Annotated in this window: 10 protein-coding genes; 5 read left to right on the forward strand and 5 right to left on the reverse strand. The window is 44.4% G+C overall.

Going from position 1 to position 12,234, the window contains the following annotated elements:
* Positions 1-8 precede the first annotated feature (8 nt).
* Positions 9-2,234 carry a phosphoribosylformylglycinamidine synthase subunit PurL gene (gene purL, locus QFZ51_RS30280; RefSeq protein WP_429051212.1) on the reverse strand — a complete coding sequence of 742 codons (2,226 nt, stop codon included), beginning with the start codon at positions 2,232-2,234 and terminating at the stop codon, positions 9-11.
* Positions 2,235-2,524: 290 nt separating this feature from the next.
* Here purL and QFZ51_RS30285 point away from each other — a divergent pair, with 290 nt between their 5' ends.
* Together QFZ51_RS30285 and QFZ51_RS30290 are read left to right on the forward strand one after the other, a co-directional pair.
* Positions 2,525-4,714 carry a glutamine synthetase III gene (locus QFZ51_RS30285; protein ID WP_429051213.1) on the forward strand — a complete coding sequence of 730 codons (2,190 nt, stop codon included), beginning with the start codon at positions 2,525-2,527 and terminating at the stop codon, positions 4,712-4,714.
* A 246-nt stretch (positions 4,715-4,960) separates the two neighbouring features.
* Positions 4,961-5,737 (forward strand): hypothetical protein, encoded by a 777-nt coding sequence (locus QFZ51_RS30290; protein WP_429051215.1) that lies wholly within the window; start codon positions 4,961-4,963, stop codon positions 5,735-5,737.
* Positions 5,738-5,802: 65 nt separating this feature from the next.
* Here QFZ51_RS30290 and accC read toward each other — a convergent pair whose 3' ends face one another.
* From accC to efp, 3 genes are all read right to left on the reverse strand, one after another.
* A complete protein-coding gene (gene accC, locus QFZ51_RS30295; protein ID WP_370912450.1) occupies positions 5,803-7,140 on the reverse strand; it encodes an acetyl-CoA carboxylase biotin carboxylase subunit in 1,338 nt (445 codons plus the stop codon).
* A gap of 115 nt (positions 7,141-7,255) precedes the next feature.
* Positions 7,256-7,735, reverse strand: coding sequence for an acetyl-CoA carboxylase biotin carboxyl carrier protein (accB, locus tag QFZ51_RS30300; protein WP_429051217.1), 480 nt, complete (start codon positions 7,733-7,735; stop codon positions 7,256-7,258).
* A 135-nt stretch (positions 7,736-7,870) separates the two neighbouring features.
* Entirely contained in the window at positions 7,871-8,437 is a 567-nt protein-coding gene (gene efp, locus QFZ51_RS30305) for an elongation factor P (protein WP_370912452.1), read from the reverse strand.
* A gap of 189 nt (positions 8,438-8,626) precedes the next feature.
* Between efp and QFZ51_RS30310 the strand changes: the two genes are divergently transcribed.
* The 3 genes from QFZ51_RS30310 to QFZ51_RS30320 all read left to right on the forward strand — a co-directional run bounded on the left by QFZ51_RS30310 (position 8,627) and on the right by QFZ51_RS30320 (position 10,958).
* Positions 8,627-9,130: a peroxiredoxin family protein gene (locus tag QFZ51_RS30310; protein WP_429051220.1), complete on the forward strand. Its 504-nt coding sequence runs from the start codon at positions 8,627-8,629 to the stop codon at positions 9,128-9,130.
* A 98-nt stretch (positions 9,131-9,228) separates the two neighbouring features.
* A complete protein-coding gene (gene mdh, locus QFZ51_RS30315; RefSeq protein ID WP_370912454.1) occupies positions 9,229-10,170 on the forward strand; it encodes a malate dehydrogenase in 942 nt (313 codons plus the stop codon).
* A 326-nt stretch (positions 10,171-10,496) separates the two neighbouring features.
* A complete protein-coding gene (locus QFZ51_RS30320; protein ID WP_429051221.1) occupies positions 10,497-10,958 on the forward strand; it encodes a MarR family winged helix-turn-helix transcriptional regulator in 462 nt (153 codons plus the stop codon).
* On the opposite strand, the gene QFZ51_RS30325 is transcribed toward QFZ51_RS30320, so the two are convergent.
* Positions 10,959-12,194, reverse strand: coding sequence for an MFS transporter (locus tag QFZ51_RS30325; protein ID WP_429051223.1), 1,236 nt, complete (start codon positions 12,192-12,194; stop codon positions 10,959-10,961).
* Between the last annotated feature and the right edge of the window lie 40 nt (positions 12,195-12,234).

The raw sequence follows: 12,234 nt of genomic DNA on the forward strand, positions 1-12,234 counted from the left end.
GCGGAAGATTATTTCTTCAGATGCTCTTCAATGGCGGTATCATATGTTTTTTTCCAGGTACTTACATTGCCCCAGTCATCCCCATTTACTTTAATGGATTCACCGGTTACAACACCTAGTTTTTCGTAGCGTACAGAGTTATCTGACGCATCTACCAAACCGTGTAACAGCGCTTCGAACTTCTCTTTATCTGCCGGCTTAACGGTTACCACTACACGGCTCTGGCTTTCACCGAAGAGGTAAGCATCTTTACGGAATTTGTTGTTGAGCGCCAGTTCAAAGCCCAGGCCGGATGGCATAGCGCTTTCGAGCAGGGTAACAAATAAACCGCCGTCGCTTACATCGTGTGCAGACTGGATCAGTTTTGCTTTGTTCAGTTTGGTGATTGCCTGTTGCAGGTGCAGTTCTTCATCGAGATTGAAATGCGGTGCAGGGCTGTATTCTATACCAATGATCTTGTGCAGGTATTCAGAGCTGTTGATATCGTTGCGGCTGCGGCCTACCAGGTATACCAGGTCGCCTTCTTCCTTGAAGTTAAGGGTGATACGCTGATCGAGCGTGTCGAGGATACCCACCATACCGATGGTTGGTGTAGGATAAACCGGACCGTCGGGTGACTGGTTATAGAAGCTCACGTTACCACCGGTAACGGGTGTATTGAATTTACGGCAGGCTTCACCCATACCTTGTACGGCGTGTACAAACTGGTAGTACACTTCCGGATCGTAGGGGTTACCGAAGTTGAGGCAGTTGGTGATAGCAACTGGTTCGCCACCGGAGCAAACGATGTTACGTGCAGCTTCTGCCACCGCTATCTGTCCGCCTTTATGAGGATCGGCAAATACGTAACGGCCGTTACAGTCGGTAGTCATTGCCAATGCTTTCTTCGTTGGTTTTACCAATACGATAGCAGCATCGCTTGGTGCGTTGGTGGTGGCGTTTGCAGTACCCACCATGCTGTCGTACTGGTTGTAGATCCAGCGTTTGGAAGCGATGTTTGGTAATGCAACCATTCTTTCTGCTACAAAACGCGGATGTTCTGTATCAGGGATATTCTGAATATCGAATGCTTTTACTTTAGCGAAGTAGGCTGGTTCTGTGTAAGCGCGGTGATATTGGGGAGCGCCGCCGCCTAGTACCATACTTTCCGCAGGAACATCTGCTTCCAGTTCGCCGTTCATATAGAACTTCAGGTTTTTATCTTTGGTAACTTCACCGATCTGAACGCAGTGCAGGTCCCATTTTTCGAAGATATCCAGCACTGGTTTTTCTTCTCCTTTCTTCACTACTATCAGCATGCGCTCCTGGCTTTCGCTCAGCAGCATTTCCCATGCTTTCATATCTTTCTGGCGGGTAGGTACTTTATCTAACCAGATGTTCATACCATGTTCGCCTTTTGCGCTCATTTCTGCAGTGGAGCAGGTGATACCGGCAGCACCCATATCCTGCATACCAATAATAGCATTGGTTTTGATGATTTCCAGGCAGGCTTCCAGCAGTTTCTTTTCCTGGAAAGGATCTCCTACCTGAACGGCAGGCAAATCTTCCACGCTGTCTTCCGTGATATTGGCAGAAGCAAAGGAAGCTCCTCCGATACCGTCTTTACCGGTAGCAGAGCCAACAATGAAAACAGGATTTCCTTCACCGTATGAAGTAGCGGAAACAGTTTGACCTACTTTTACGATACCTGCGCTGAATGCGTTTACGAGCGGGTTGGTACCGTAGCATTCTTCAAAATAAGTTTCGCCGCCTACGGTAGGAACGCCGAAGCAGTTACCGTAGTGACCTATACCATGTACAATACCTTTTACCAGGTGTTGTGTTTTCTTATCATTAATATTACCAAAGCGAAGGGAGTTCAGTGCGGCAATGGGACGTGCACCCATTGTAAAGATATCGCGGTGAATGCCACCAACGCCGGTAGCGGCGCCCTGGAAGGGTTCGATAGCGGAGGGGTGGTTATGCGATTCTATTTTAAATACCACCGCGTAGCCATCACCTATATCTACCAGACCGGCATTTTCTTCTCCTGCTTTAACCAGGAGCCTGTCGCCTTCGCGGGGCAGAGACTTCAGCCAAACGATTGAGTTTTTGTAAGAGCAGTGCTCACTCCACATTACTGAGTACATACTTAACTCGGTAAAATTGGGGGTACGGCCTAAAATAGATTTAATTCGTTCAAACTCGTCAGCGGTAAGTCCTAGCTGTTCAGCAATTTCTACGGTGGTTTGCATGTATTTAAGTATAAAAAACGAGATATTTAAAAGAAGTCGCAAAAGTACATGATTTTCCTGCAAATGCCAAGAGTACCCTGTGGTGGCTTTTCTGCAGTTTTTTTGCAGGCAGGTATCATATTATTTATTTTTAAATTCATCAGATTTAAAGTCTATCTGCTCCAAATATTTAATGAAATGATAAAAAAATACCCCTTTTAAAGCCCTAAATGTAATTTTTCAGTTAAAATGAACAATTTATTTGCATTTATAGCGATGGATGCGTTCTTTTGTGTAAAATAATTTACAGCATGCAATCGTTACGTTTCAAAGCGCTGGAAGGATTAGCTGGCGTAGACTCCACTCTCACCGAACATGACGGTAAAATTACCGATGTATTTGGCAGCAATGTTTTCTCTGGTAAAGTTGTTCGGGAATATCTGAGCGATGAGGCTTATAAAAGCCTGATGAACTCTGTTAAAAATGGCACCAAGCTGGAACGTAAAATGTCCGAGCAGATCGCTTCAGGCATGAAAGCATGGGCGATGAAAAAAGGTGTGACTCATTACACACACTGGTTTCAGCCATTGACCGGCACTACCGCAGAAAAACATGATTCATTTTTCACTTTGAAAGGTGATGGCACTGCACTGGAAACCTTTGATGGTGATGCACTGGTACAACAGGAACCAGATGCTTCCAGTTTCCCTAACGGTGGTTTGAGAGCTACCTTCGAAGCCCGCGGCTACACTGCCTGGGATCCTTCCTCTCCTGCATTTATCCTTGAGCAGGGTTATGGTAAAACACTCTGCATACCTACGATCTTTGTTGCCTACACCGGCGAATCCCTGGACTACAAAGCACCACTGCTGAAAGCACTGGCTGCAATGGACAAAGCTGCAGTAGACGTATGTAACTATTTCGATAAAAACGTTACCAAAGTAACCGGTACCCTGGGTTGGGAACAGGAATACTTCCTGGTAGACGAAACAATGGCGAACGCCCGTCCTGATCTGATCATGACTGGCCGCACTGTTGTTGGTCATGCTCCTTCCAAAGGTCAGCAGCTGGAAGATCACTACTTCGGTGCTATTCCTGAGCGTGCTTACGCTTACATGCGCGATTTCGAAGTAGAATCCTACAAACTGGGTATTCCTTTAAGAACGCGTCATAATGAAGTTGCTCCTTCACAGTTCGAGTGCGCTCCTATATTTGAAGAAGTAAACATCGCAGTGGATCACAACTCCCTGCTGATGGATGTAATGAATAAAGTGGCAAAACGTCACAAACTGAAAGTGTTACTGCACGAGAAACCTTTTGCAGGCATCAACGGTTCCGGTAAACACAACAACTGGAGCATGTCCACCGATACTGGTGTAAACCTGCTGGCTCCCGGTAAAACTCCGAAGACCAACCTGATGTTCCTCACTTTCTTTGTGAACACTATTAAAGCGGTGCATGACTACGCTGACCTGATGAGAGCTGCTATTGCTTCTCCAAGCAACGACTTCCGTCTGGGCGCTAACGAAGCACCTCCTGCCATCATCTCCGTATTTACCGGTAAATACCTGTTTGATGTACTGCAGGAAGTTAAAAACCGTGTAAACAACAAGTTCGACGAACAGGACGAAGCTATCCTGAAACTGGATCTGCACCGTCATATTCCTGAACTGTTGCTGGATAACACTGACCGTAACCGTACTTCTCCTTTTGCTTTCACCGGCAACAAGTTTGAATTCCGCGCGGTAGGTTCTTCTGCCAACTGTGCTTCTGCAATGACCGTTCTGAATACTATCATGGCTAAAACCCTGGTTGACTTTAAAGCGGAAGTAGATTCACTGATCGAAAAAGGTGAGAAAAAAGAGATTGCGATCATGCAAACTCTTCGTAAATATATTGTAGATTCGGAAAAGATACTGTTCGAAGGCGACGGATACAGCGAAGAATGGGAGAAAGAAGCTGAAAGAAGAGGTTTACCAAACGTAAAAACCACTCCTAAAGCTCTGGATGCAATGATCACTCCTAAAGCAACCAAACTTTATGCTGATACCGGCGTTTACAACGAAAAAGAACTGCACGCACGCCATGAAATTCTGCTGGAAGATTATGTGAAGAAAGTGCAGATCGAAGCCCGTGTAATCGGCGATCTCGCTACCAACACCATCCTCCCGTCTGCTATCAGCTACCTGAACGACCTGGTAGTCAATATCAACGGTCTGAAAGGAATTGGCCTGGGCGACGAATCAGTAAAAGCTCAAAAACAAATTGCTGCTAAAATAGCTGAACATATTAATGTTATTAGTGAAAATGTACAGGCTATGATCGAGGCGCGTAAGGTAACTAATAAGCTTACCGACAGCCGTCAGAAAGCGATTGACTACTGTGAAAAGATTAAGCCGTACTTTGATGTTATCCGCTACCACTCCGACAAACTGGAGTTCCTGGTGGACGACAAAAAATGGGCGCTGCCTAAATACAGAGAGCTGCTTTTCTTGCGATAAAACCGTAAGATTGTTTTGGTGTATGATTAGCCCCGGATTTTCATCCGGGGCTTTGTTTTGAGATCCACCTGAGCAAGTATTGGTTTAACCTCAGATTATCCTTATCTTCATATTATACCTATATACCAATACCCCATATAACATTTAGATTTTCCTGTACCGTACGCACCACGTTTATTTAATCAGAATTATTTAAAAACAAGTTACCCAAAATGAAAAGACAAACTTTTACAAACGCTTTGCGTCATGGCTATTGCCATCCCTTTACTGCTCCAAAGCTGCCTCAAACCACCGGTAATCATTCCTGGCCCCAACCACTACAGGATCGTGCAATTGAAAGGTATTCACGGGTACGATGACCTGCTGGATTCTGTCCGGATCTCTTACAACAATAAAGGAAACCCGGTTAGCCTGATTGCCACACAGGTGACAACCGGTTATCCGCAGTTCCTGATAGGATATGATAACAAACACACGCTCAAATGTATTATCGGCGCCTATTCAGATGACCTCCCCTTTTTTGAAATAGCCCACAAATACATCACTGATAACAAAGGCAGAGTGACCACCGACAGCACATTTACTATTGGGATCTATGATCGTAGTACCATGACAGTCACCTCCGGGTATAATACCGCAGTGGAGTATTTCAGCTATGACAATAAGGACAGGATTGTAAAATCCGTCAGGAAACAATTTCCGGAAGAATATTACGGCATAACCACCGTTTACTATCATTACAATGCCGCCGGCAATGCATATAAGATTTCCACGGTTAACTTCTGGCAGGGACAAACCTCTCCTCCCATTGATGTGTACCCCATTTACGATGATAAATTAAACCCGCATCAGCTTCATAAAATATGGATGTTCAACGACAGGGACTACAGTGTTAACAATCCCTTTGTGGCAGATCAGTACAATAACTACGGCCTGCCGGTCAGCATCACTGCAAAAGAAACACATCAGGAGTTCCAATTCCTGAATTTCAACTTCAAAAAACTGGAGATTAAATATAATTAACAACAAACGAAAAAGTCCCCCTGGTCAAACCAGGAGGACTTTTCCAAATAGTATATCCGTTACCGTTATACCAGCTTAAACGTTTCTGTAAACTTCGTGGTAAAGTTACCTTTACGGAAGTTTTCATCGCGCATCAGCTGCTGGTGGAAAGGAATCGTTGTTTTCACCCCTTCAATTACAAACTCACTCAGGGCTCGTTCCATTGTGTTAATTGCTTCTTCACGGGTTTGCGCCATCGTGATAATTTTCGCTACCATGGAATCATAGTAAGGCGGAATTACATAACCGGCATAGATGTGTGAATCCACTCTCACACCATGACCACCGGGGATATGCAGGGTAGTAATTTTACCGGGAGATGGGCGGAAATCGTTGTAAGGATCTTCCGCATTGATACGGCACTCGATGGCGTGCATCTGTGGCGTATAATTTTTTCCGGAGATAGGAATCCCCGCAGCAATTTTGATCTGCTCTTTTACCAGGTCGAAGTTGATCACTTCTTCTGTAACCCCGTGTTCTACCTGGATACGTGTGTTCATTTCCATGAAGTAGAAGTTGCGGTGCTTGTCTACCAGGAATTCAATGGTACCCACGCTTTCGTAATTGATAGCGCTGGCCGCCCTGATAGCAGCATCCCCCATTTTCTCACGCAGCTCAGGCGTCATAAACGGAGAAGGTGATTCTTCTACCAGCTTCTGGTGACGACGCTGGATAGAGCAATCCCTTTCACTGAGGTGACATACTTTACCGTATTGATCACCCGCAACCTGGATTTCAATATGGCGGGGTTCTTCCACGAATTTCTCCATGTAGATACCGTCGTTACTGAAGGAGGCACGGGCTTCATTTTTAGCCATGTTGTAGGCTGTTTCCAGCTCGCTTTCTTCCCATACCACACGCATGCCTTTGCCACCGCCACCGGCGGTAGCTTTGATGATTACGGGGAGTCCCATGTTTTTAGCGATGACTTTCGCCTCTTCCACGCTCTGGAGCAAACCTTCAGAACCTGGAATAACCGGTACGCCGGCCGCAATCATGGTTTCTTTGGCAGTCATCTTATCCCCCATTTTCCGGATCATTTCCGGCGTGGGGCCGATAAATTTGATACCATGTTCACCACAGATTTCAGCGAAACGGGCATTTTCTGCCAGGAAGCCGTATCCGGGGTGGATCGCATCTGCATTGGTGATTTCTGCAGCCGCCATCAGGTGAGGGATATTCAGATAAGACTCTGAGCTTTGTGGCTTGCCGATGCATACTGCTTCATCGGCAAATTTCACATGCAGACTGTCTTTATCCGCTGTTGAATAAACCGCCACCGTTTTAATACCCATTTCCTTACAGGTACGGATAATCCGAAGGGCAATTTCACCACGGTTGGCAATCAATATTTTTTTGAACATTGTTTTCCTTATAAGTTTAATAATAGCTGTTAGCTTTTAGCTGATAGCCTTTAGCCATCAGCGCACTGCCATTTGGCAAGTCTGAAAGCTAAAGGCTAACGGGTAAAGGCTATTATTATGGTTCAACTAAAAATAAAGGTTGATCGTATTCTACCGGAGAAGCGTCATCTACCAGTACTTTCACAATTTTCCCACTTACTTCACTCTCTATTTCGTTGAATAACTTCATTGCTTCGATGATGCACACCACTTTACCGGAAGTTACTTCGTCACCAACATTTACGAATGGTGCTTTATCCGGACCGGCGCTGCGGTAGAAGGTACCAATCATGGGAGATTTGATGGTTACCAGGTTATCTGCTTTGGCAGGGGCAGCAGGTGCAGCGGCTGATGCTGCGGTGGCCGGAGCTGCTGCAGGAGTTACAGCGGCTACTGCCTGAACGGGTGCCATGGTTGCAGGAACAGTGATTACCTGCTGAACTTCATTATCCTTCTGCTTTATTGTAATCTTAAACTTGTCCTGTTCAATGCTCAGTTCACTGATATTTGATTTGTTGATCATTTTTACCAGTTCCTGAATCTGTTTAAAGTCCATGTAGACAGTTTTTGGTTTAGAAATATATAGAATATGACAAATACTTTTTCACGCATTCAGCAACTTTGTTTCAGACATATCTTTCTGAAACAAAGTTGCTTTTCTCTGAAAACCAGTATTTCAGAAATGATTTATTTATGCTTTTACTCTTTCGATGTACTCACCATTTTTGGTGTTTACACGGATCAGTTCTCCTTCGTCTACAAACAGTGGAACCATCACAGTGGCACCGGTTTCAACGGTAGCTGGTTTCAGGGTACGGGTAGCCGTATCACCTTTCACACCGGGTTCAGAATAAGTAACCAGTACTACAATTTTATCAGGCAGTTCAACAGCCATGTACTGTTCAGTTTCTGTATTGATCTGTACACTTACTTCCTGTCCTTCTTTCAGAAACTGAGGTGCATCGATTGCTGTTTCCGGCATAGCGATCTGCTCAAATGTTTCATTGTCCATGAAATTGTAGCCGGTATCATCTTTATATAAATACTGAAAAGGTTTCTTCTCAATACGGATTGGAAAGATAGTATCACCTGAGTTCCAAGTGTGCTCAATGGAACGGCTATTGTCAACGCCCTTCAATTTAGCCCAAACCTTTGCGGCTGCACGGGCGGTTTTGTTCTGACCAAACTCTACAACAGAATACAAGCTGTTATCCAGCTTGATAATTAATCCTGTTCTGATATCTGCGGTGGTAGCCATAAATAGGTTACTGATTTTAAGTTAAAAATTTATACGGATTGCAAAAGTAAAAATTTTCGCATATGAACAAGCAACTAATTCCCAAAATTAGAGAGATTAGTCCCTTTTCGGCTCAATTTTCGGCTTTTTTATTCAAATAATGACATTTATCCGGTAATTTTAAACTCAAATCAAGAAACTTTTATAAGTATGCGCTACGTGTTTTTCGTTATTTTAAGCTGTTTACCTGTGTTTTTGATGGCCCAAACGCCTGCTAATTCCAGCACCAAAGCACCTTATTTACAATACCCGATCATCCCCGCTTTTCCGTTGAGCCTTGTTGATGGCCACACTATCACCAAAAATGACCTGAAGAAAAATGAGAAGACCATGCTCTTTGTATTCAGTGTTGACTGTGACCACTGCAAACACCTCACTGAGGAAATGCTGAAAAATATTGACAAGTTCAAAAAAACACAGATCGTGATGGTCACTCCCTTCAAAGTGGAACAAATGAAGGAATATTACGATCATTATAAGATCCAGAACTATCCCAACATCATTATGGCGAGTGAACCTTCCCGGCAGATCATGTACTTCTATGACCTCCATTATTTCCCTGGTTTGTATATATATAATAAGAAACAACAGTTTGTAAAAGGTTTTGAGGGAACAGTAAAGCTCGATTCCCTGCTGCTTTATCTCAACAAATAATGCTTTGTGAAAATGTAGCCGCCAGCGGATTATTGTAAGGCCGAATCCTTACATTTGTTCAATCACATTCATTCTTCACTTTTAAAGCTAAAGACAAAATGAAAGTTACAGTAGTAGGAGCCGGGAATGTAGGCGCAACGTGTGCCAATGTACTGGCCCACAAAGATTTTCTGCAGGAGGTGGTTTTATTGGATATTAAAGAAGGAACGGCTGAAGGTAAGGCGCTGGACACATGGCAGCAGGCTCCCATTGATTATTACAGCACCAAAATTACAGGGGTAACCAACGATTACACCAAAACCGCGAACAGCGATGTAGTGGTAATTACTTCCGGACTTCCCCGTAAACCCGGTATGAGCAGGGACGACCTGATTTCTACCAATGCCAATATTGTGAAATCGGTTACCGAAAATATTACAAAACATTCCCCGGATGCTATCATTATCATTGTAAGCAACCCGCTGGATGTAATGACCTATTGCAGCTATCTCACTGCAAAGAAAAACAGCAGCAAGGTATTTGGTATGGCAGGCATCCTGGATACCGCCCGTTACCGCGCTTTCCTGGCTGATGAAATAGGTTGCTCACCCAAAGACATCCAGGCGATCCTGATGGGTGGCCATGGCGATACAATGGTTCCTTTGCCCCGTTATACCACCGTTGGCGGTATCCCGGTAACTGAACTGGTAGCCACTGAAAAGCTGGATGCTATTATCCAACGCACAAAAGTAGGCGGTGGTGAAATTGTAAACCTGCTCGGTACTTCTGCATGGTACGCACCCGGCGCCGCCGCTGCACAAATGGTGGAAGCCATTGTAAAAGATGAAAAACGCATTTTCCCCGTTTGCGCATGGCTTACCGGCGAATACGGACTGAAAGATATTTACCTGGGTGTACCCGTAGTATTGGGTAAGAACGGCATCGAAAAGATCATCGAACTACAGCTCAATCCTGCCGAAAAAGAATTACTGAATACCTCTGCACAACACGTTAAAGAAGTAATGGACGTACTGGACAAAATGCAATCCGCTACAGCGTAATACGGATTTTGTCTTTCCCAGGATTACGCTGATTATACTGATTATTCAGATTTGATCCTGTTTGATTTTATAAAGATTAAGGGAGATATAAGCGAATATGCCCGCATATATCTCCCTTAATCTTTATAAAATCACCACGTTATCCAATCCTCAAAATCAGCATAATCAGCGTAATCAGCGTTCCAAGACAATTTAAAATCGCCGAAGGCGATCCTGACTATAAATCCACATTTATTCGTAATTTTACCCCGATCCTGTATTGGCTAAAGCCGTCTAAATGAAGCAGTTCTAATTAGTTTCATAAAATTTGGTTTAACTCTGAATGTATGTCTAACCTGGAAAAACTGATTACGCAGAAAACATTTGAAAACGAAAATCAGCGCGGCCTGATAAGCCTGATTTTCATCGGGAACTGGATAACGTCCCGTCACCAGCAATTTTTTAAACGTTATGGAATCACCATGCAGCAGTTTAATATACTGCGGATCCTTCGCGGTCAGCATCCACAGGCTGCCAGCATCAACATCTTAAAGGAAAGAATGCTCGATAAAATGAGCGACGTATCGCGCCTGGTGGAAAGGCTCCGCAAAGCAGACCTGGTAGAACGTAAGAACAGTGAAATGGACAGGCGCGCAGTAGACGTACGTATCAACGATAAGGGCCTGCAACTGCTGAAAGAAATCGATACGGAAATCAGGCTACTGGATAACACACTTCAGTCATTAAACGAAAAAGAGGTTATCCAGCTGAATAAGTTACTGGATAAAATGCTGGATAGCTATCATTAATTAAATCTCTTCCAGGTAGTTAAGATCTTTGCCAAATGTTTCTTCCACCTTCCAGGCTGTAATCAACGCAACGCCAATACATACCACTGCTACAATAGCCCCGCTTTGAAGGAAAGTAAAATATTTCTGTACTTGTATAAATAATATAGAGATCAACGGTAGCATTCCCCTCGCAAAATTAGGAACAGTAGTAGCCACGGTAGCCCGCAGATTGGTACCAAAGCTTTCAGCTGCGATCGTTACAAAAATTGCCCAGAAGCCCACACTGAAACCGAGTATACAACATACGGTATAGAACACCCATGTTTCTACGCCATGCAGGTTTAAATATACAGTTACCATTATCCCGGTGAAAACGAGGAACAATAACATCACTTTCCGGCGGCTTCTCCATAGCTGGCTGATCAAACCGGAGGCGAAATCACCTACTACCAGCCCCGCATAACAAAACGCTATCGCGTCGCCGGGGCTGATGGCGCCTTTTACGTTCATCATAGTGGCAAACTTGTTGGAAAAAGCGATGAGAATCCCTACCACAAACCAGGTAGGAGTACCCAGCAGCATACATTTCAGGTATTTGATAAACCGCTCGCGGTTAGTAAACAAGGCCATAAAACTTCCCCTGGAAGCGGATGAACTTTTCACCGCATTAAATAAATGGGATTCCATTACGCTAACCCGCAGGACCAGCAGTGCCAGTCCTAAACCGCCTCCTATGAAATAACAGATCCGCCAGTCGCCTACCAGCTTGGCAATCAGATTGGCAGCCACTGCACCGGAAACCCCTACAGTAGCCACAATCATGGTACCATAGCCCCGCTTCTCTTTTGGCAGTATTTCCGATACCAGTGTGATACCGGCGCCCAGCTCTCCCGCCAGCCCGAAGCCGGCTACAAAGCGCCACAGCACATACCCGTTGATCCCCTGAACAAAACCATTGGCAATATTGGCAACAGAATAAATGAGGATAGAACCGAACAAAACGCTCAGCCTCCCCTTTTTATCTCCGATAATACCCCAGAAAATACCCCCGATGAGCAATCCTACCATCTGGATATTAATAAGCAGCATACCGGCGCCGGCATCAATTTCACTATCAGGCAGCCCCAGTGATTTCAAACTCGGAACCCTTACAATTGTAAACAGCAGGAGATCATAAATATCTACGAAATAGCCCAGTGATGCCACTATAACGGCAATGTTGAAAATGGAGACGGGACGGTTGTCGGCTTTCATTTCTTAATTTGGTTGACGATAATAACGGGAATAAAAAAAA

The organism is Chitinophaga sp. W3I9, from assembly GCF_050434025.1.
In the GTDB taxonomy this organism is placed as follows: domain Bacteria; phylum Bacteroidota; class Bacteroidia; order Chitinophagales; family Chitinophagaceae; genus Chitinophaga.